Origin of the sequence: Verrucosispora sp. WMMD1129, assembly GCF_029581255.1 — a bacterium.
Taxonomy (GTDB): Bacteria; Actinomycetota; Actinomycetes; order Mycobacteriales; family Micromonosporaceae; genus Micromonospora; species Micromonospora sediminimaris.
Genome location: NZ_CP120741.1, coordinates 4,252,041 through 4,271,706, shown reverse-complemented (window position 1 = coordinate 4,271,706; position 19,666 = coordinate 4,252,041). Strand labels below are relative to the sequence as shown.

17 protein-coding genes are annotated in these 19,666 nt (G+C 72.6%); 8 read left to right on the top strand and 9 right to left on the bottom strand.

Annotated features, from left to right (window positions below; genetic code table 11):
• Nucleotides 1-132 precede the first annotated feature (132 nt).
• Nucleotides 133-432 (top strand): type VII secretion target, encoded by a 300-nt coding sequence (locus O7624_RS19950; RefSeq protein WP_282236861.1) that lies wholly within the window; start codon nt 133-135, stop codon nt 430-432.
• Nucleotides 429-2,027, top strand: a complete 1,599-nt coding sequence (locus tag O7624_RS19945) for an alpha/beta hydrolase (protein WP_282236860.1) — start codon at nt 429-431, stop codon at nt 2,025-2,027. Before O7624_RS19950 ends, O7624_RS19945 begins: the two co-directional genes overlap by 4 nt.
• A 45-nt stretch (nt 2,028-2,072) precedes the next feature.
• Here O7624_RS19945 and glmS read toward each other — a convergent pair whose 3' ends face one another.
• Nucleotides 2,073-3,986, bottom strand: coding sequence for a glutamine--fructose-6-phosphate transaminase (isomerizing) (glmS, locus tag O7624_RS19940; protein ID WP_093411444.1), 1,914 nt, complete (start codon nt 3,984-3,986; stop codon nt 2,073-2,075).
• A gap of 157 nt (nt 3,987-4,143) precedes the next feature.
• Here glmS and O7624_RS19935 point away from each other — a divergent pair, with 157 nt between their 5' ends.
• Complete coding sequence (locus tag O7624_RS19935; protein WP_282236859.1) at nt 4,144-5,337, top strand: pyridoxal phosphate-dependent aminotransferase; 1,194 nt, start codon at nt 4,144-4,146, stop codon at nt 5,335-5,337.
• Nucleotides 5,338-5,348: 11 nt separating this feature from the next.
• On the opposite strand, the gene O7624_RS19930 is transcribed toward O7624_RS19935, so the two are convergent.
• The 8 genes from O7624_RS19930 to O7624_RS19895 form a co-directional block, all read right to left on the bottom strand.
• A complete protein-coding gene (locus O7624_RS19930; RefSeq protein ID WP_282236858.1) occupies nt 5,349-6,332 on the bottom strand; it encodes a hypothetical protein in 984 nt (327 codons plus the stop codon).
• A gap of 238 nt (nt 6,333-6,570) precedes the next feature.
• A complete protein-coding gene (glmM, locus tag O7624_RS19925) occupies nt 6,571-7,923 on the bottom strand; it encodes a phosphoglucosamine mutase (RefSeq protein WP_282236857.1) in 1,353 nt (450 codons plus the stop codon).
• 134 nt (nt 7,924-8,057) lie between these two features.
• Complete coding sequence (rpsI, locus tag O7624_RS19920; protein WP_018784602.1) at nt 8,058-8,522, bottom strand: 30S ribosomal protein S9; 465 nt, start codon at nt 8,520-8,522, stop codon at nt 8,058-8,060.
• Between the two features lie 20 nt (nt 8,523-8,542).
• Entirely contained in the window at nt 8,543-8,986 is a 444-nt protein-coding gene (rplM, locus tag O7624_RS19915) for a 50S ribosomal protein L13 (protein ID WP_093411456.1), read from the bottom strand.
• A 210-nt stretch (nt 8,987-9,196) separates the two neighbouring features.
• Entirely contained in the window at nt 9,197-10,564 is a 1,368-nt protein-coding gene (locus O7624_RS19910) for a nitrate/nitrite transporter (protein WP_093411458.1), read from the bottom strand.
• Nucleotides 10,565-10,671: 107 nt separating this feature from the next.
• Nucleotides 10,672-11,016 (bottom strand): type II toxin-antitoxin system PemK/MazF family toxin, encoded by a 345-nt coding sequence (locus tag O7624_RS19905; RefSeq protein ID WP_282236856.1) that lies wholly within the window; start codon nt 11,014-11,016, stop codon nt 10,672-10,674.
• Nucleotides 10,955-11,212, bottom strand: a complete 258-nt coding sequence (locus O7624_RS19900) for a DUF6364 family protein (RefSeq protein WP_093411463.1) — start codon at nt 11,210-11,212, stop codon at nt 10,955-10,957. The genes O7624_RS19905 and O7624_RS19900 overlap by 62 nt, the downstream gene beginning before the upstream one ends.
• A 32-nt stretch (nt 11,213-11,244) precedes the next feature.
• Complete coding sequence (locus tag O7624_RS19895; protein WP_282236855.1) at nt 11,245-11,937, bottom strand: class I SAM-dependent methyltransferase; 693 nt, start codon at nt 11,935-11,937, stop codon at nt 11,245-11,247.
• 147 nt (nt 11,938-12,084) lie between these two features.
• Here O7624_RS19895 and O7624_RS19890 point away from each other — a divergent pair, with 147 nt between their 5' ends.
• Genes O7624_RS19890 through O7624_RS19870 form a run of 5 tightly spaced genes read left to right on the top strand, consistent with a single transcriptional unit; the run spans nt 12,085 to nt 19,646 of the window.
• Nucleotides 12,085-14,253 carry a molybdopterin oxidoreductase family protein gene (locus O7624_RS19890; protein WP_282236854.1) on the top strand — a complete coding sequence of 723 codons (2,169 nt, stop codon included), beginning with the start codon at nt 12,085-12,087 and terminating at the stop codon, nt 14,251-14,253.
• Nucleotides 14,250-15,695, top strand: coding sequence for an FAD-dependent oxidoreductase (locus O7624_RS19885; RefSeq protein ID WP_282236853.1), 1,446 nt, complete (start codon nt 14,250-14,252; stop codon nt 15,693-15,695). The genes O7624_RS19890 and O7624_RS19885 overlap by 4 nt, the downstream gene beginning before the upstream one ends.
• Nucleotides 15,692-18,214 (top strand): nitrite reductase large subunit NirB, encoded by a 2,523-nt coding sequence (nirB, locus tag O7624_RS19880; protein WP_282236852.1) that lies wholly within the window; start codon nt 15,692-15,694, stop codon nt 18,212-18,214. Before O7624_RS19885 ends, nirB begins: the two co-directional genes overlap by 4 nt.
• Complete coding sequence (gene nirD / locus O7624_RS19875) at nt 18,211-18,558, top strand: nitrite reductase small subunit NirD (RefSeq protein WP_093411477.1); 348 nt, start codon at nt 18,211-18,213, stop codon at nt 18,556-18,558. Before nirB ends, nirD begins: the two co-directional genes overlap by 4 nt.
• Nucleotides 18,558-19,646, top strand: coding sequence for a uroporphyrinogen-III synthase (locus O7624_RS19870; protein ID WP_282236851.1), 1,089 nt, complete (start codon nt 18,558-18,560; stop codon nt 19,644-19,646). Before nirD ends, O7624_RS19870 begins: the two co-directional genes overlap by 1 nt.
• The last annotated feature ends 20 nt before the right edge of the window (nt 19,647-19,666 follow it).

The following is a 19,666-nucleotide window of genomic DNA, read 5'->3' as shown; positions in this document are numbered from 1 at the left end:
CGTCGGCGGCGTGCCCGGCAACACCTGTGGACAAACCGGAGGTACGCCCACCGCCGGCTGTCCACAGGGCACGGCCACCGGCCCCACCACCGCCTAGCGTCTGCCTCGTGCTGACGTCAGGCGGGAGGAACGATGGCCGAGGAGAAGCTGGCCGTACGGCCGGAACTGCTGCACCGGGTCGGGCGGTCGCTGGGTGACACCGGCTACCGGCTGGCGCACGGGTTGGCCGCCGGGCGAGGGCTGGCCGCACCGGTCCGGGGGGAATGGTCGACGGCGGGGGCGCTCGCCGGCCTGGAGGCGGCCGTGCACGCCTGGTGCGGCCGGCTCGGTGCCCGGGTCGCGGAGACCGGCGACGGGGTGCGCGCCGCCGCCGGGGCGTACGAGTCGGTGGACGCCAGGGCCGCCGCCCGCCTCTCCGCCCTGCCCCGATGAGCGCACCGGGGCCTGTCGGTTACGCCCGGCTCTCCATGGTCGACCCGGCGGCGTGGCGGGCCACCGGATCGGCCTGGGCGAGTCTGGCCGGGGTGGCCGAGCGGCGGGCCGGTGAGCTCGTCGACGGCAGCGCCGCCCTGCGCACCGGCTGGTCCGGCAGTGCCGCCGAGTCGGCCGGTGCCCGGCTGACCGGGCTGCGCGACGAGCTGGTCGCGCTGGTACCGGCCGCGATCGAGACCGATCAGGTGCTCGCCGAGTTCGCCACCCGGTTGGTGGCCGCCCGCGCTCGGCTGACGGCGGCCGTGACGTTGGCCGCCGCCAGCGGTGTGCTGATCGACCGCCGGGGTGGCGTACGCCCCGATCCCACCCGGCTGCCGTCCGACCGCACCGGCGCGACGGTGGCCCAGGTGGCCACGGTCCTGCGGGAGGCCCTCGACCTGGCCGCCACGGCCGACGGGGAGGCCACGACGCGGCTGGCGCGGCTGACCGAGGCCGCCGGTAGCGGCTGGACGGCCCGGCCACCGTCGTACCGGCCACCGCCGAACGCCGAGCCGGCTCTGGTGCGGCGCTGGTGGGCCGGGCTGACCCCGGCCGAGCGTCGCTGGTTGGTGGTGCACGAGCCGGAGCTGACCGGCCGGCTCGACGGGGTGCCCGCCGATGCCCGTGACCAGGCCAACCGGCTACTGCTCGCGGCCCGGCGAGCGGCGCTTGTCGAACGGTGGGAGCAGTTGCTGGCCCGGGTGCCGCGCGGCCCGCTGGAAGTGGCCGGGCTGCGAAGCGCCGAGGCCGCGCTGTCCGGGCTGGACGCGCTCGTCGCCCGGCTGGAGTCCCCCCAGCAGCCACGGGCGTACCTGCTGGGCCTGGACGTCGGTGGCGAGGGGCGGGCGGTGGTGGCGCTGGGCAACCCCGACCGGGCCACGGATGTGCTCACCTACGTACCCGGGATGACCGCCGGGCTCGACGACGCCACCGGCGAGTTGGGCCGGGCGGCCCGGGTGCTGGCCCGGGGTGCCGAGCTGGCACCGGCTGCGCAGACCTCGGCGGTGCTCTGGCTGGGTTACGACGCCCCGGATTTCCTGCACGAGGCGGCCTGGGACGGGCAGGCCCGCGCGGCCGGGGAGGCGCTGCACCGGTTCCAGGAGGGTCTCCGGGCCACCCACGACGGCCCGCCGGCCCGGCAGACCGTGCTCGGGCACAGCTACGGGTCGCTGGTGGTGGGCACCGCTGCTCGCGACCACGGCCTCGCCGCCGACGCGCTGGTCTTCGTCGGCTCACCCGGCGTCGGCGTGACGCACGCGGCCGACCTGGGGTTGCCACCCGGGCAGGTGTGGGCCAGCACCGCACCGGACGACGTGATCCGGCTGACCCGCCCGCCGGACGAACTGGCCCGGCGGGCGGTGCTCGGTGCCTCGCCGGTCGGCACCATCGCCGGCTGGCTGGCCGGGCCGAGCGACGAACTGTGGTTCGGGCACGACCCGGCCGAGCCGGGCTTCGGCGGCCGCACCTTCCCCAGCGGCCGGTACGGCCACACCGGCTACTGGCATCCGGACAATCCGGCGCTGGACGGCATGGCCCGGGTGATGCTGGGGCGCTGAGGTCGGTACCGGCGGCCTTGTCGACCGCCGGTTGCCGCCCGGCGGCTACTCCACGGTGACGGACTTGGCCAGGTTGCGCGGCTGGTCGACGTCGTGTCCCCGGGCAGCGGCGATCTCGGCCGCGAACACCTGCAACGGCACGGTGGTCACCAGCGGTGCGAGCAGCGTCGGCGTACGCGGCACGTGGATCAGGTGATCGGCGTAGCGGACCACCGATTCGTCGCCCTCCTCGGCGATGACGATGGTGCGGGCGCCCCGCGCGCGTACCTCCTGGATGTTCGAGACGACCTTGTCGTGCAGCATGCCCCGGCCCACCGGAGAGGGGACGATGCAGATCACCGGGGTGCCCTTGTCGATGAGCGAGATCGGGCCGTGCTTCAGCTCCCCCGCGGCGAAGCCCTCGGCGTGCATGTACGCCAACTCCTTGAGCTTCAGCGCGCCCTCCAGCGCCACCGGGTAGCCGACGTGCCGGCCGATGAACAGCACCGTCGACTCGGCGCGCAGCTCGCGGGCCAGCTCGCGCACCGGCTCGATCCGCCCGAGCAGCTCGCGCAGCTTGTCCGGCACCCGGTGGAGCTGCTCGACCACAGCCGCCACCTCGTCGGCGTACTTGACGCCGCGCACCTGCGCCAGGTGCAGCCCGATCAGGTAGCAGGCGATCACCTGGGTGAGGAACGCCTTGGTGGAGGCGACGGCGATCTCCGGGCCGCCGTGGGTGTAGAGCACCGCGTCGGACTCCCGGGGGATGGTGGAGCCGTTGGTGTTGCAGATGGCCAGCACCCGGGCCTTCTGCTCCTTGGCGTGCCGCAGCGCCATCAGGGTGTCCATTGTCTCGCCGGACTGCGAGATCACCACGATCAGGGTGGACCGGTCCAGCACCGGGTCGCGGTAGCGGAACTCGCTGGCCAGCTCCACCTCGCAGGGAATCCGGGTCCAGTGCTCGATGGCGTACTTGGCCACCATCCCGGCGTGGTAGGAGGTGCCGCAGGCGACGATGAAGATCTTGTCGACGTCGCGCAGATCCTGGTCGCTGAGGCGGACCTCGTCGAGCATGATCTCGCCGCTCTCGGTCAACCGTCCGAGCAGCGTGTCGGCGACGGCCTGCGGCTGCTCCTCGATCTCCTTGAGCATGAACCAGTCGTAGCCGCCCTTCTCGGCGGCCGAGGAGTCCCAGTCGATGTGGAAGTCCTTGCCGCTGGCCGGCTGCCCCTCGAAGTCGGTGATCTCGATGCTCTCGGCGGTGATCAGCACGATCTGGTCCTGACCCAGCTCGACCGCGTCCCGGGTGTGTTCGATGAACGCGGCGACGTCGCTGGCGAGGTAGTTCTCTCCGTCGCCGCGGCCCACGACCAGGGGTGAGTTGCGGCGTGCGCCGACCACCGCGCCGGGAATCGCCGAGTCGACGGCGAGCAGCGTGAAGGCGCCCTCCAGTCGCTGGCAGACCACCCGCATGGCCGCGGTCAGCAGTTGCGGCCCGTCCGGCTGGCCCGCCGCCCGCAGCTCGGTCAGGGCTGCGGAGAGCAGGTGGGCGGCGCACTCGGTGTCGGTGTCGCTGGTGAAGGTGACGCCCTCGTCCTCCAGCTCGGCTCGGAGCTTGGCGAAGTTCTCGATGATGCCGTTGTGGATCACCGCGACCCGCCCGTCGGGGGACAGGTGCGGGTGGGCGTTGCGGTCGGTGGGGCCGCCGTGGGTGGCCCATCGGGTGTGTCCGATGCCGGTGGTGCCGTCGCCGATGCCGATCGGGCTGGCGCCGCAGCCGGCCGGATCCTCGGCCGCCCGCTCGGAGAGCACCTTCTCCAGGTTGGCCAGCTTGCCGGCCTTCTTCTCGGTCAGCAGCGCCCCGTCGCAGACGACGGCGACGCCGGCCGAGTCGTAGCCGCGGTATTCCAGCCGCCGCAATCCGTCGAGCACGATGCCGAGCGCCGGTCGGGCGCCGGCGTAACCCACGATTCCACACATGGCTCGGAGCCTAACCAGTTTCGCTCACGTTGTCTGCTTGAAACCGGGGTAAACAATCACTGAATTTGAGCGATCTGGCGATGGTGGCGATCGGAGCGACAAAGCACGCGCTCGGGTGGCGGGTGGTTCGGCTCGTCGCACCCGTACCCTGACGGGCGTGACGAGCAGCGATGTCGACCCGCTGGTGGCCCGGATGCGCCCGTTCGGGACGACGATCTTCGCCGAGATGTCCGCCCTCGCGGTGCGTACCGGCGCGGTGAACCTCGGGCAGGGTTTCCCGGACACCGACGGCCCGCCCGAGATGCTCGCCGCCGCGGCGGAGGCCCTGGCCGCCGGCCGCAACCAGTACCCGCCCGGCCCTGGCGTCCCCGAACTACGGGCGGCGGTGGCCGCGCACCAGCGCCGCTTCTGGGGGCTGGAGTACGACCCGGACGGCGAGGTGGTGGTGACCGCCGGTGCCACCGAAGCCATCGCCGCGGCCATCCTCGCCCTCTGCGAACCCGGCGACGAGGTGGTCTGCTTCGAGCCCTACTACGACTCGTACGCCGCCTCGATCGCCCTGGCCGGTGCGATCCGGCGACCGGTGACACTCCGCCCGGACGCCGACGGGCGGTACGCCTTCGATCCGGCGGAGCTACGGGCCGCGTTCGGCGCGCGTACCCGGCTGGTGCTGCTGAACTCTCCGCACAACCCGACCGGCAAGGTGTTCACGTCGGACGAGCTGACCCTGATCGCGCAGCTGTGCCAGGAGCACGACACGTACGCGGTCACCGACGAGGTGTACGAGCACCTGGCCTTCACCGACGCCGCCAGCGGGCACGTGCCGCTGGCCACGCTGCCCGGGATGCGCGAGCGCACCCTGCGGATCTCCTCGGCCGGCAAGACCTTCTCCTGCACCGGCTGGAAGGTGGGTTGGGCCAGCGGGCCGGAGACGCTGGTGTCGGCGCTGCTGCGGGTCAAACAGTTCCTCACCTACGTCAACGCCGGGCCCCTGCAACCAGCGGTGGCGGTGGCGCTCGCGCTGCCCGACGACTACTTCACCGCCTTCCGGGCCGACCTGCAGGCCCGCCGTGACCAACTGGTCGACGGGCTGACCGCCGCCGGGTTCGACGTGCTCACCCCCGAGGGCACGTACTTCGTCACCGCCGACATCACCGACCTCGGCGGCACCGACGGGGTCGACTTCTGCCGCGCGCTGCCCGAGCGCTCCGGCGTGGTGGCGGTGCCCACCCAGGTCTTCTACGACGATCCCGAGGCCGGCCGGCGGCTGATCCGGTTCGCCTTCTGCAAACGCCAGGAGGTGCTGGCCGAGGCGGTGACCCGGCTGCGCCGGCTGCCCGAGTTCCGGTGACCGGACCGGCGTCAGTTCGGCACGGGGGCCGTACCGGTGTCGACCGGCGCCGCGCCGACCGCCGACCGCGCGGCCCGGGCCCGCCGCCGCGCCGCCGACCAGGCCAGCACCATCGCGACGAGGAAGAGTACGGGCGCGAGCTGAGCCAGCTCGGCGGCGGACCGGATGTCGTCGGTGACCGCGAGGAAGCGGGCACGCTCGGCCGCGTCCTGCCATTCCTCAGGGTCCAGCCCGAGGTAATCGTGCATGAGGACGAGCGCGAAGGCCGCCGGCACCGTCACCAGCAGCAGGGGCAGCCGGCCCCGGGTCGACCGGCGTAGCGCGGCCCACCAGGTCAGGGCGGCGAACGCGAGCGTGCCGACCATGGTGAGCACCGACGCGGTGCCGAAGGTGGGCCACCAGACGTTGCGCCGGTCCAGTTCGTCAGCGGTCGCGCCGTACACGGTCAACCAGGGCAGAGCCAGGCCGGCGAGCAGCGCCAAGGAGCCGGCCGCGGCGGTGACGATCCGGCCGGAGCCCGGCCACCAACTGGTCAGCACCACGATGGCGAGGGCCGAGACGGCGAGCACCGCGAACGTCAGACCGGGACTGTCGTAGCCGTACGAGATGGACCCGTAGTCCCCGTCCAGCATCGGCGCCAGCCGGCGGACGACCTCGGCCCAGCGGGCAGCTGCCTCGTCCGGTCCTGAGGAGAGGTGGTAGGCGGCGCCGACCAGGACCGTCGACATGGCCAGCAGCGCGCCGCCCGCCGCGACAGCTGCGGCCCGCCCCGCGGTGCCCGGCAGCACCGCCGAGGCAACTGCCAGCAGCACCAGCGGCACCAGCACGAGCAGGTACGCCCATCCCCAACCGTCGATCTCGGTAACCGCGAGCCCGGCGGTCGAATCCTGATGGACGAGCGAGTCACCCCTGGTGCGGCCCAGCACCCTGAGGGTCACCTCGGACCACGGTGCCGCCACGGAGCCGACAGCCAGCCCCAGCGCCACCACGATCATGAGCAGGCGACCCCAGTGAGCCCCGATCCAGCTCTGTGGTGCGCTGGACGGGGCCTCGGCCAGCGGCTGGCCGGCGGGCTGCCCGAGGGAACCAGGAGAACCTGGGTGGGACACAGTCACCCCCGAAGATGTGGCGTCCGCCCGTACGGCGGCCGGCGGTCATCGTCCCACGGCACGCTACACAGTAGGGGGACGCGGGTGCGGCCTCGGCCGAGCCGATCGCAGCCGGCGGTGTGGGTCAGGCCGGACTGGCGGTACGGACGTGGTCGGCGATCCGCTCGGCGACCTCACGGGCCTTCTGCTCGGTGGCGGCCTCGACCATCACCCGGACCAGCGGCTCGGTACCCGACGGGCGCAGCAGCACGCGGCCGGTCTCACCCAGCTCGGCCTCGGCCCGCTCGACCTCGGCGCGTACCGCCGGTGCGGCGGCACCGACGGTACGGTCGCCGACCGGCACATTGATCAGCACCTGGGGAAGCTTGTTGACCACGCTGGCGAGGTCCGCCAGGGAGCGACCGGTGGCCGCCATCCGGGCCATCAGGTGCAGCCCGGTGAGGACCCCGTCACCTGTGGTCGCGTACGCCGGCATCACGATGTGCCCGCTCTGCTCGCCGCCGAGGGCCAGCCCGGAGGCACGCAGCTCCTCCAGCACGTACCGGTCGCCGACCTTGGTCTCGACCAGCCGGATGCCCGCCGCGGACATGGCCAGGCGCAGGCCGAGGTTGCTCATCACGGTGGCGACCAGGGTGTCCCCGGTCAGCGTGCCGGCCTCTCGCATGGCCAGCGCCAGGATCGCCATCACCTGGTCGCCGTCGACCTCGTCGCCGTCGGCGGTCACGGCCACGCACCGGTCGGCGTCGCCGTCGTGCGCGATGCCGAGTTGCGCCCCGTGCTCCACCACCGCCTGGCGCAGCGCCTCGATGTGGTTGGAGCCGCACTCGTCGTTGATGTTGAGCCCGTCCGGCTCGGCGTTGATCGCGATGACCTCGGCACCGGCCTCGCGGTAGACCGCCGGGGCCACCTCGGCGGCGGCGCCGTTGGCGCAGTCGACCACGACCTTGATCCCGTCGAGGCGGTGCGCCGCGGTTCCGGCGACGTGCTGCACGTAGTGGTTCGCGCCGTCGAGCAGGTCGTGTACCCGGCCCACTCCCGCGCCGACCGGGCGCTTCCAGGCGGTGGTGGCGTTGGCCTCGATGGCCGCCTCGATCCGCATCTCGATCTCGTCGGGCAGCTTGTGCCCACCGGCCGCGAACAGCTTGATCCCGTTGTCCGGCATCGGGTTGTGCGAGGCCGACAGCATCACGCCGAGATCCGCCTTGGCCTCTGCGGTGAGGAACGCCACCGCCGGGGTGGGCAGCACACCCACCCGGATCACCGTCGCGCCCGCGCTGGTCAGCCCGGCCACCACGGCAGCCTCAAGCATCTCGCCGCTGGCCCGGGTGTCCCGACCCACCACGGCCAGGGGGGCGCGGCCACGGTCCGACTCGGCGAGGGTGTGGGCGGCCGCGACGGCCACCGAGAGCGCCAACTCCGGGGTGAGATCGGCGTTCGCCCGCCCGCGTACGCCGTCCGTGCCGAACAACCGGCCCATACCCACCAACCTCCGATGAACTGCCGATAGAGGAAAAACGCCTTGTCGTGAGGCGACGAAACGGCCGGCCCACCTCCCCCTGTCGAGGGGAGGCGAACCGGCCGTCCGTCAGAAGTACAAGGTGCGGCTGGAGATCAGCGCTTCGAGTACTGGGGAGCCTTACGGGCCTTCTTGAGGCCGTACTTCTTGCTCTCCTTGACCCGGGCGTCCCGGGTCAGGAAGCCGGCCTTCTTCAGGGCCGGGCGGTCGTCGGGCTCGCTGACGATCAGCGCCCGAGCGATGGCCAGCCGCAGCGCACCGGCCTGGCCGGTGGTGCCACCGCCACGCAGGTTGGCGATGACGTCGAACGCCTCGGGCTTCTCGGCGGTCACCAGCGGATCCTTGATCAGCTGCTGGTGCACCTTGCTCGGGAAGTACGCCTCCAGGTCACGCCCGTTGCAGGTGATCTTGCCGGTGCCCGGCACGATGCGCACCCGGACGATGGCCTCCTTGCGCCGACCCACGGTCTGGATCGGGCGGTCACCACGAGGCGCGCGCGCGACGGGCGCCGGCGCCTCGGTGGCCTCAGGGGCGACCTCGGTGGCGGTGATGTCGGTCATGCTGCTTCCTTCGCCCGCGCTCACTGCGCGATCTGCTTGATCTCGAACGGCACCGGCTGCTGCGCGCCGTGCGGGTGCTCGGCACCGGCGTAGACCTTCAGCTTCTTGATCAGCTGACGGCCGAGCTTGTTGTGCGGGAGCATCCCCTTCACCGCCAGCTCGATGGCCCGCTCGGGGCGCTTGGCCAGCAGCTCCTCGTAGCCGACCTGCTTCAGGCCACCCGGGTAACCGGAGTGCCGGTAAGCGATCTTCTGCTGGCGCTTGTTGCCGGTCAGCGCTACCTTGCCCGCGTTCACGACGACGACGAAGTCGCCCGTGTCGACGTGCGGCGCGAAAGTCGGCTTGTGCTTGCCCCGCAGCAGCGTGGCGGCGTGGGTGGCCAGGCGGCCCAGCACGACATCAGAGGCGTCGATGACGTGCCACTGACGCTCGATCTCACCCGGCTTCGGGCTGTACGTACGCACAGGTCTACCTTGTCTCGTCGTCGGTCTGGGGTAGCGCGCCGAGGTGACCAGGACATCCCAGCCGGACCAGCGCGCACGAACGACCAAGCGTACCTCAGGCGGCACGCCCACAGATGTCGTACAACAGCAGGCAACGATACCCGCAGCCCCGCCGGCCGGTCAAAACGGGGTCCGGCCGGCGAGGCTGAGCGGGTTCCTACATGACGGTCGTCACACCCCGGCGCGGGCCATCCGGCTGCCGGGACGCAGGTACGCCGCCCAGGTGACCACCAGCAGCACCAGGAAGAATCCCACGTAGAAGCGCAACGCCGGCTGGATGCCTCCGTAGGTCGACCGGGCCCAGGCGTAGCAGATCGGCACCAGGAATCCGCCGAAGGCGCCGACCGCGGAGATGATGCCCAGGGCACCGGCGGCCTGCCGGCGCATCGCCAGCATCACCTCCGGCGCGCCGCCCCGCTCCTCACCCTTGATCTGAAAGATCCTGCTGATCATGCGGTAGGTCGAGCCGTTGCCGACGCCGGTGGCCACGAAGAGCAGCAGGAAGGCCACGAAGAACAGGCCCATGTTGCGCTGCTCGACCGACCAGAGTGCGCCCAGGGCACCGACCGCCATCAACACGAAGCTGGCCACCGTGACCCGGGCCCCACCGACGACGTCGGAGAGGCGGCCACCGAACGGCCGGCAGAGCGAGCCCACTCCCGCACCGAGGAACGCCCAGGCCAACGCGACGTCCGGCCGACCGAACACCGAGTTGAGCAGGGTGGGAAAGGCAGCCGAGTAGCCGATGAACGAGCCGAAGGTGCCGATGTACAGCAGCGACATGATCCAGGTGTCGCGGTGCCGCAGCGACGACCAGACCGGCCGCACGTCGGCCTTCGCCTCGACCAGGTTGTCCATGAACAGGTACGCGCAGACGGCGGCGATCACCGCCAGCGGGATGTACATCAGACCGGCCCGGGCCAGCGCGAGCCCGCCGCCCAGCACGATCACCTGGGGCACCACGAACTGCACGACGGCCACCCCGATGTTGCCGCCGGCGGCATTGAGCCCCAACGCCCATCCCTTCTCCCGCTCCGGGTAGAAGAACGAGATGTTGGCCATGCTGGAGGCGAAGTTGCCGCCACCGAATCCGGCCGTGGCGGCGATCAGCAGCAGCGACACGAAGCCGATCTCCGGGTGCTCGACCGCCCAGGCCAGTCCGGCGCAGGGCACGATCAGCAGCAACGCCGAGATGACGGTCCAGTTGCGGCCGCCGAAAACCGGCACGGCGAAGGTGTACGGCAGTCGCAGCAGGGCGCCGACTCCGCTGGGCACGGCGGTCAACCAGAGTGCCTGGCTGGTGGTGAGCTGCCACCCGGAGTCGCCGAGCCGGACGACGACGATGCTCCAGAGCAGCCACACCGAGAAGCCGATGTGCTCGGCGAAGATCGACCAGATGAGGTTGCGTCGGGCGACGCCGCGGCCGGTCCGCTGCCAGAAGGCGGGATCCTCCGGTGCCCAGTGCCCGATCCACCGACCTGGTCGGCGATCCAGGCTCTCCTCTTCGATTACCGTCGGCTGCTCGCTCGTGGTGGTCATGCCGCAGAAGTTAGGGAGCCGCCGTTACCGCGGCGTTCGCCGTTCGGGTCAGATCGGCAACGTGGATCGCACCACCGTTCGACGGCGGCGGTGAGGAGCGCGTCGGCTCAGAGCTGCTGAAGGATACGCAACGCCCGGTCCACCCGCCGTATCGTCTCCGCGTCGGCGACGTCCACGCACTCGGTGAACCACTTCTTCATCGGCGAGGAGATCCGGTCGGGCATCACCACCCGCTCCCCCATCGACACCGCCAGTGGTGAGTCGCGCAGCAGCGCCGCCTCCACCACCTCGGCCACGATCACGATGGGCACCGCCGTCGAGTTGTAGACATCGGAACTGATCACCAGGCCGAGGCGCTCCCGGGCCCCCTCGATCCGCCAGACCTCGCCCCTACGCAGCACGCGGCGGACCGCCGAAGAGCAGGTCGTCGACCATACCGACCTCCTGGGCATCGGCCAGCGAGGCGGATTCCAGATCCAGCCCGGCCCGCCCGACCGCGGCGGCGTGCGCGGCGAAGACCTCGCGCAGCGCCTTCTCCCGGGCCGCCTGGTCCATCCAGGCTGAGAGCGAGAGCCCCTCCTGCTTGGCGAACCGCCGGGCATCCGCGATCGTCTCGTCGGCGAACGACAGAGTCACCTTGGCTGTCATACCGGCAGACTACCCGCCGGTATGACTTCCAGTCATCCCCGACCACCGATCACGGCGAAACGCCACGCCTTGAAGAAGCAGTCGACGTCCGCCAGGCCCGCCTCGGTCAACCAACGGCACTGTTCCGCCACCGGGGCGGGGCGGTCGTAGGCCATCCGCTGCTCGGCTGCGGCGATCTCGGCGGCGTCGGCGCCGAGCGCCGCGACCTGTGCCAGCCACACTTCGTGGTAGCGCCGGTCCAGCTCAGGGGTCGGACCGGCTACCTGTTCGGCGTTGACGAAGACTCCGCCGGGCACCAGCGCCGCAGCCGCCCGGCGGTAGAGGTCGCGTTTGGCGGAGTCGTCGAGGTGGTGGATCGCCAACGCGCTGACCACCGCGTCGTACCGCCCGGCGGGCAGCGGGTCAGCCAGGTCGGCCACCACCACCCGGTGCGCGACGCCCTGGCCGGTCAACTGCTCGGCGGCGACGGCCAGCATCTGCGGCGCGCCGTCCACCAGGGTCAGCCGCACGCCGGGCACGACGGCGGAGATCAGCGACGACAGCAGGCCGGTCCCGGCGCCCAGATCGAGCACCTCGGCCGTACGCCCGGCCGCCAGGGCGGCGCGCAACGGCGGCGCGGCCACCTCGACGGCGGTGGTGTAGAACGCGTCGAAGCAGGGCACGAGCCTGCGGCGGGCGGCATCGTAGCCATCCGCCACCGCGTCGAACGCCTCGGCCACACCCATGACGACCTCCCATATTTCAGGATATCTGTCCCACATTGTAGATGGTGCGAGCTGGCCCTCTGCCGAGGTGCGGTGTGAGCGGCTCTTGACAGGACCGAAACAAACGGGACGCGGACCGGAAACTGCCCAACGGCACGCTTTGCCGACATGACAGACGGTGCACGGCCGGCGACGCGACCGGGGCGCGAGCCCCGGGAGGTGGCGACCCACTGCCCGTACTGCGCCCTCCAGTGCGGGATGGTCCTGCGCGAGGAGGACGACGCGGTAAGCGTGCTACCTCGCCAGTTCCCCACCAACCGGGGCGGCCTCTGCCAGAAGGGCTGGACCGCGCCGGAGCTGCTCAGCCACCCGGAACGGTTGACCACTCCCCTGCTCCGCGACCCGGCCACCGGCGAGCTGCGTCCGGCCACCTGGGAGGCCGCGCTGGACCGGATCACCACCGGGCTTCGCGAGGTGCAGGAGAAGCACGGCCGCGACGCGGTCGCTGTCTTCGGCGGGGGCGGGCTCACGAACGAAAAGGCGTACGCGCTGGGCCGGTTCGCGCGGGTGGCGCTGCGCACCCGGCACATCGACTACAACGGACGGTTCTGCATGTCCTCCGCCGCGGCCGCCGGCATGCGCGCCTTCGGCGTGGACCGGGGGCTGCCGTTCCCGCTGTCCGACCTGGGTCGGGCGGACACTCTGCTGCTGGTCGGCGCGAACCCGGCGGAGACCATGCCGCCGCTGGTGCGCTGGTTGACCGAGCAACGGGAGCGGGGCGGCAAGCTGATCGTGATCGACCCACGGGTGACCGCCACCACCCGGCAGGCCGATCTGCACCTGCAACCGCTGCCCGGCACCGACCTGGCGGTGGCCAGCGCGCTGCTGCACATCGCCCTGACCGAGGGCTACGTCGACGGTGACTACGTCGCCACCCGTACCACCGGATTCACCGCCGTGCGACGCACCGTGGCGGGCTGGTGGCCCGCGCGCGCCGAAGCGCTCTCCGGCGTGCCCGTGGCCGACCTGGAGGAGACCGCGCGGGCGCTCGGCACCGCCGAACGGGCGATCATCCTGACCGCCCGCGGCGCCGAACAGCACGCCAAGGGCGTCGACACCGTGACCGGCTTCGTCAACCTCGCCCTCGCGCTCGGACTGCCCGGTCGCCCCGGCTCCGGCTACGGCTGTCTGACCGGGCAGGGCAACGGGCAGGGTGGCCGGGAGCACGGGCAGAAGGCCGACCAGCTCCCCGGGTATCGCAAGATCGACGACCTGGAGGCCCGGGCCCACGTCGCGCGGGTCTGGGGGGTGCCGGCCGACGAGCTGCCCGGGCCGGGCGTGCCGGCGTACCAACTGCTCGACTCGCTCGGCACCGACGGAGGGCCACGGGCGCTGCTGGTGTTCGGCTCGAACCCGGTGGTCTCCGCACCTCGCGCCGCCCGGGTCGAGGGCCGCCTGCGCGACCTGGACCTGCTGGTCGTCGCCGACTTCCTGCTCTCCGAAACGGCGGCGCTGGCCGACGTGGTGCTGCCCACCGCCCAGTGGGCCGAGGAGGACGGCACGATGACAAACCTGGAAGGGCGGGTGCTGCGTCGACGGGCGCTCCGTCCGCCCCCGTCGGGTGTCCGCACCGACCTGGACATCCTGGCCGCCCTCTCCGCCCGGCTACGAGGAACACCTTCACTCCGCGCGCTGCCGGGAGACGGCCCCGGCTCGACCCCGGGCACACGCCCGAGCGAAGCGGAGGCATCGGACCCGCAGGTCGTCTTCACCGAGCTGCGCCGGGCCTCGGCCGGCGGCATCGCCGACTACGCCGGGATCAGCTGGGACCGGATCGACGCCGCGGACGGCGTCTTCTGGCCGTGCCCCGACGACGAGGGGCCCGACTCGCCCCGACTCTTCGCCGACCGCTTCGCCACTCCCGACGGGCTGGCCCGGTTCCACCCGGTGGAGCACCGGCCGGCGGCCGAGGAGGTCTGCGCCGACTACCCGCTGCACTTCACCACCGGCCGGGTGCTCGCCCAGTACCAGTCCGGCACCCAGACACGCCGGGTGGCCGCGTTGCGGCGGGCCGCCCCCGAGGCTTTCGTGGAGCTGCATCCGGATCTCGCCGAGCGGCTGGGCGTCGCCGACGGCGAGCCGGTACGGGTGCTCTCCAGACGCGGCGAGTTCCAGGCACCCGCCCGGCTGAGCCCGGGCATCCGGCCGGACACCGTCTTCGCGCCGTTCCACTGGGGTGGGCGGGCACGGGCGAACTCCGTCACCAACGACGCCGTTGACCCGATCTCCGGGATGCCGGAATTCAAGATCTGCGCGGTACGGGTGGAGAAGGCATGACCGGGCGCAGCGAGCGGATCGTGGTGGTCGGCAACGGCATGGCCGGCGCCCGGGTGGCGGCTGAACTGCACGCCCGGGGCGAGGACCTGAAGGTCACCGTGCTGGGTGCGGAACCGCATCCCGCGTACAACCGGATCATGCTGTCCACCCTGCTCACCGGCAAGATCGGCGAGTCGGAGGTGGAGCTCGCGGAGGTCGCCGGGCGCGGCGTCGACCTGCGTACCGGGGTCACGGTCAGCGCGATCGACCGTGCCAGCGGGCTGGTACGCACCGACGACGGCGACCGGATCCCCTACGACCACCTGGTCCTCGCCACCGGCAGCCGGGCGGTGGTGCCCGCCCTGCCCGGGCTCGACCCGGCACGCCTGCCGGAGCGGGTGATCCCGTTCCGCACCCTGGACGACTGTCGACGCATTGTCGCCCTCTCCGGTGCCGCCCGGCGCGCCCTGGTGCTCGGCGGCGGGCTGCTCGGCCTGGAGGCGGCCCGGGGGCTGGCGCTACGCGGACTCGACGTGGGCGTGGTGCACCGGGTGCCGTACCTGATGGACCGTCAGCTCGACCCGGCCGCCGGGGCGATGCTCGCCGGTACGCTCGCCGATCTCGGTGTGACCACCCACCTGGCGGTGGAGCCGACCGCGCTGCGCGCCGACGCCACCGGGGTGCGGCTGGAGCTGTCCGACGGCCGGTCGCTCGACGCCGACCTGCTGGTGCTTGCCTGCGGAGTACGCCCCGACACCGACCTCGCCGCGGCAGCCGGCCTGAAGGTGGAACGGGGGGTGCTGGTCGACGACCGGCTGCGCACCAGCGACCAGCGCATCTCCGCGATCGGCGACTGTGCCCAGCACGACGGCACGCTCACCGGGCTGGTGGCGCCGGCCTGGGCACAGGCCCGGGTGGTGGCCCAGGTGGTGACCGGGCAGGACCCGCAGGCCCGGTACCGGGCGCGACCGGTGGTCACCCGGCTCAAGGCGGCCGGCATCGATCTCGCCGCGATGGGCGACCCCACGGAGGGCCCCGGCGAGGAGCTGACCTTCGCCGACCCGGCCCGGGGGACGTACGCCCGGCTGCGGATTCACGACGATCGGTTGGCCGCCGCGATCCTGCTCGGCGACAACCCCTCGGTGGGCACCGTGATCCAACTGTTCGACCGCGGTCACCCGGTGCCCACCGACCGGCGGGCGCTGCTGCTCGGCCGGGCAGTGGGCGGGGCGGTCGCGGCACCGGCCGCGTCACCGGCGCTGATGCCGGACGCGGCCACTGTCTGCCAGTGCAACACGGTGAGCAAGGGCGCCCTCGTGCGCTGCTGGCGGGACGGAGCCCGCACGGTCGACGCCGTGGTCGCGGGGACCCGGGCCGGCACCGGCTGCGGCAGCTGCCGCGACGCGGTCGCCGGCATCGTCGACTGGTTGTCCAGAACGGATCCCGTGGAGGTGGGGCGATGACCGGCGGCAACGTGGTCGTCATCGGCAACGGCATGGTCGGCCAGCGGTTCGTGGACGCGCTGCGGGCCCGCGACCCACAGGGGCGGTGGCGGGTCACGGTGCTCGCCGAGGAGAGCCGGCCGGCGTACGACCGGGTGCGGCTCTCGGCGTACTTCGACGGCGCCGACGAGGAGGACCTGAACCTGCACACCGCGCACGACGGGGTGCAGTTACGCCTCGGCGAGCCGGCCACCGGCGTGGACCGGGACCGGCGGGTGGTGACCACGACCACCGGCGAGCACCCGTACGACGTGCTGGTGTTCGCCACCGGGTCGTACCCGTTCGTGCCGCCGGTGCCGGGGTCGGACCTGGCCGGCGTCTTCGTCTACCGGACCCTGGACGACCTCGCCGCCATCCGCCGGTACGCGAAGGACCGCCGCACCGGCGCGGTGATCGGCGGCGGACTGCTCGGCCTGGAGGCGGCGAACGCGCTGCGCCTGCTCGGGCTGACCACAAGCGTGGTGGAGTTCGCTCCGCGGCTGATGCCGGTGCAGGTGGACACCGCCGGTGGCGCGATGCTCCGCCGCTACGTCGAGGACCTGGACGTCGCCTGTCACCTGGGCGTGGCGACCACCGCGCTGCGGCCCGACGCGGACGGAGCGGTGGCCGCCCTGGAACTCGCCGACGGCGCGGTGCTCGACGCCGACCTGGTGGTGGTGGCCGCCGGCATCCGACCCCGCGACGAGCTGGCCCGGGCCGCCGGACTCGACATCGGTCCCCGCGGCGGTGTCCTGGTCGACGCCGCCTGCCGGAGCACGGACGAGCGGATCTACGCGGTCGGCGAGTGCGCGGCGGTCGACGGCACCTGCTACGGCCTGGTCGCCCCCGGCTACGCGATGGCCGAGGTGGTGGCCGACCGGCTGGTCGGCGGCGAGGCGACCTTCCCGGGCGCGGACACCGCCACCAAGCTCAAGCTGCTCGGTGTCGACGTCGCCTCCTTCGGCGACGCGCACGGCGCGACGCCCGGGTGCCTGGACGTCACCTGGACCGACCCCGCCGCCCGGGTGTACGCCAAACTGGTCCTCTCCGACGACGCCGCCACGCTGCTCGGCGGGGTGCTGGTCGGCGACGCCAGCGCCTACCCCACGCTGCGCGCCAGCGTCGGCGGGCCGCTGCCGGCCGCACCGCTGGCCCTGCTGGCTGGCGACGAAGCGGTGGGCGCCACGGCCGGCGCCCTGCCCGCGACCGCCCAGGTCTGCTCCTGCAACGCGGTCACCCGGGCGGACATCGACACGGCGATCGCGGACGGCTGCGCCGACGTGGCCTCCCTGAAGGCGTGCACCCGGGCCGGGACGAGCTGCGGCTCCTGCGTACCAATGCTCAAACAACTGCTCGACGCGGCCGGCGTCGTCCAGTCGAAGGCGCTCTGCGAGCACTTCGACGTCAGCCGGCAGGAGCTGTTCGACATCATCCGGGTACGCGGCATCCGGACGTTCTCCCGGCTGATCGCCGAGCACGGTCGGGGACAGGGCTGCGACATCTGCAAACCGGTCGTCGCCTCGATCCTCGCCTCGCTCGGCAACGGCCACATCCTCGACGGCGAGCAGGCTTCGTTGCAGGACACGAACGACCACTTCCTGGCGAACCTGCAACGCGACGGCAGCTACTCGGTGGTGCCCAGAATCCCGGGCGGGGAGATCACCCCGGAGAAGCTGATCGTCATCGGCGAGGTGGCCCGCGACTTCAACCTCTACACGAAGATCACCGGTGGGCAGCGGATCGACCTGTTCGGCGCCCGGGTCGACCAGCTACCGCAGATCTGGCGTCGGCTGGTGGACGCCGGGTTCGAGTCCGGGCACGCGTACGGCAAGGCGCTGCGCACGGTGAAGTCCTGCGTCGGCTCAACCTGGTGCCGCTACGGCGTGCAGGACTCGGTCGGCCTGGCCGTCGCCCTGGAGCTGCGTTACCGGGGACTCCGCGCCCCACACAAGATCAAATCGGCGGTCTCCGGCTGCGCCCGGGAATGCGCCGAGGCCCGCAGCAAGGACTTCGGTGTGATCGCCACGGAGACCGGCTGGAACCTCTACGTCGGCGGCAACGGCGGCTTCCGGCCCCGGCACGCCGATCTGTTCGCCACCGACCTGTCCACAGAGGCGCTGGTCACGCTGATCGACAGGTTCCTGATGTACTACATCCGTACCGCCGACCGGCTGCAACGCACCGCCGCCTGGATCGAGGCGATGGACGGGGGCCTGGACCACCTCCGGGCGGTGATCGTGGACGATTCGCTCGGCCTCTGCGAAGAACTCGACGCCGCGATGGCCCGGCACGTGGTGTCGTACTCGGACGAGTGGCGCGACGTCCTGTCCGACGCGGACCGGCTACGCCGGTTCACCTCGTTCGTCAACGCGCCGGAGGTCCCCGACCCGTCGATCACCTTCGTCACCGAACGCGGACAGCCGATACCCGTCGGCGGTCATCCGTCCGGCGCGCAGGGCCGCCAACCGGTCGCGCTCGGCCTGCCGGAGGTGCGTCAATGACCGCCGCGACGACACTGAGCTGGGTCACCGTCTGCCCGTTGGATCGCCTGGACCGGGACCGGGGCGTCGCCGCCCTGGTCGCCGGGGTGCAGGTGGCGATCTTCCGGACCGCGGACGGGCTGTACGCGATCGACAACCTCGACCCGGTCTCCGGGGCGTACGTCCTCTCCCGCGGCATCGTGGGCAGCCGGGGCGAGGTGCCGACGGTCGCGTCGCCGCTGCACAAGCAGGTGTACGACCTGCGCACGGGGGACTGTCTCGACCTGCCGGGCGTTTCGGTCGCTCGGCACCAGATCCGTTGCCACAACGGCATGGTCGAGGTGCGGCTGCGACAGGAGGGCTGATGCGCGAGGAACTGGCCGGCTTCACCATCGGGGTGACCGCCGACCGGCGGCGGGACGAGCTCGCCGCGCTGCTCCAACGGCGGGGTGCGCGGGTGGTGCTCGCTCCCGCTCTGCGGATCGTGCCGCTCGCGGACGACACCGAGCTGCGCGAGGCCACTCGTGCCTGCCTGGAACGGCCGCCCGACATCCTGATGGCCAACACCGGCATCGGGATGCGCGGTTGGCTGGAGGCAGCCGAGGGCTGGGGGCTCGCCGAGCCGCTGCGCGGGGTCCTCGGCGACGCGTACGTGGTGGCCCGGGGCCCCAAGGCCCGTGGGGCGATCCGCGCTGCCGGCCTGTTCGACCAGTGGTCGCCCGCCTCGGAGAGTTGCGACGAGGTGGTCGATCACCTGCGCCGGCGAGGCGTGTCGGGTCAGGTGATCGCCATGCAGCTGCACGGCGAGCGGCAACCCGAGTGCACCCGCGCGCTGGAGGAGGCCGGCGCCACGGTCATCGAGATCCCGGTCTACCGCTGGGCCCCACCGACCGACCCTGCGCCGCTGCACCGGCTGGTCGACCTGGTGGCGGGGCGGCTGGTCGACGCGGTCACCTTCACCTCGGCGCCGGCGGTGGAGGCGCTGCTGCGGGCCTCCGGCGATCGCACGGACGCGGTGCTGGACGCGCTGCGCACTGACGTGCTGGCCAGCTGCGTCGGGCAGGTCACCGCCGAGCCGCTGCTCCGGCGCGGGGTGCCGGTGAGCGCGCCGACCCGGGCCCGGCTCGGCGCGCTGGTCCGCACCATCGTCGACGAACTGCCCCGCCGCACGGTGACCATCAAGGTCGCCGGCCACCTGCTCACCCTGCGCGGCCACGCCGCGGTGGTCGACGGCGAGCTGCGTCCGCTGGCCCCGGCGCCGATGGCGGTGCTGCGGGCGCTGGCGCAGACGCCGGGCCGGGTGCTGTCGCGTACCGCTCTGCTGCGGACGCTGCCGCGGGGCGCCGACGAGCACGCGGTGGAGATGGCGGTGGCCCGGCTGCGGGCCGGCCTGAAGGCGCCACGCGTCGTGCAGACGGTGGTCAAACGGGGCTACCGCCTCCGCGTCGACTGAGCCCCGCCGGCCCGGCGGTC

Bases quoted from the DNA above. Each gene is read 5' to 3' on its own strand.
- O7624_RS19890 (WP_282236854.1), top strand. From the start codon at position 12,085: ATGACAGACGGTGCACGGCCGGCGACGCGACCGGGGCGCGAGCCCCGG.
- O7624_RS19900 (WP_093411463.1), bottom strand. From the start codon at position 11,212: ATGACAGCCAAGGTGACTCTGTCGTTCGCCGACGAGACGATCGCGGAT.
- O7624_RS19885 (WP_282236853.1), top strand. From the start codon at position 14,250: ATGACCGGGCGCAGCGAGCGGATCGTGGTGGTCGGCAACGGCATGGCC.
- nirB (WP_282236852.1), top strand. From the start codon at position 15,692: ATGACCGGCGGCAACGTGGTCGTCATCGGCAACGGCATGGTCGGCCAG.
- O7624_RS19870 (WP_282236851.1), top strand. From the start codon at position 18,558: ATGCGCGAGGAACTGGCCGGCTTCACCATCGGGGTGACCGCCGACCGG.
- nirD (WP_093411477.1), top strand. From the start codon at position 18,211: ATGACCGCCGCGACGACACTGAGCTGGGTCACCGTCTGCCCGTTGGAT.
- O7624_RS19945 (WP_282236860.1), top strand. From the start codon at position 429: ATGAGCGCACCGGGGCCTGTCGGTTACGCCCGGCTCTCCATGGTCGAC.
- rpsI (WP_018784602.1), bottom strand. From the start codon at position 8,522: ATGACCGACATCACCGCCACCGAGGTCGCCCCTGAGGCCACCGAGGCG.
- O7624_RS19930 (WP_282236858.1), bottom strand. From the start codon at position 6,332: ATGATCGTGGTGGCGCTGGGGCTGGCTGTCGGCTCCGTGGCGGCACCG.
- glmM (WP_282236857.1), bottom strand. From the start codon at position 7,923: ATGGGCCGGTTGTTCGGCACGGACGGCGTACGCGGGCGGGCGAACGCC.
- O7624_RS19910 (WP_093411458.1), bottom strand. From the start codon at position 10,564: ATGACCACCACGAGCGAGCAGCCGACGGTAATCGAAGAGGAGAGCCTG.
- O7624_RS19895 (WP_282236855.1), bottom strand. From the start codon at position 11,937: ATGGGTGTGGCCGAGGCGTTCGACGCGGTGGCGGATGGCTACGATGCC.
- O7624_RS19950 (WP_282236861.1), top strand. From the start codon at position 133: ATGGCCGAGGAGAAGCTGGCCGTACGGCCGGAACTGCTGCACCGGGTC.
- glmS (WP_093411444.1), bottom strand. From the start codon at position 3,986: ATGTGTGGAATCGTGGGTTACGCCGGCGCCCGACCGGCGCTCGGCATC.
- O7624_RS19905 (WP_282236856.1), bottom strand. From the start codon at position 11,016: ATGCCCAGGAGGTCGGTATGGTCGACGACCTGCTCTTCGGCGGTCCGC.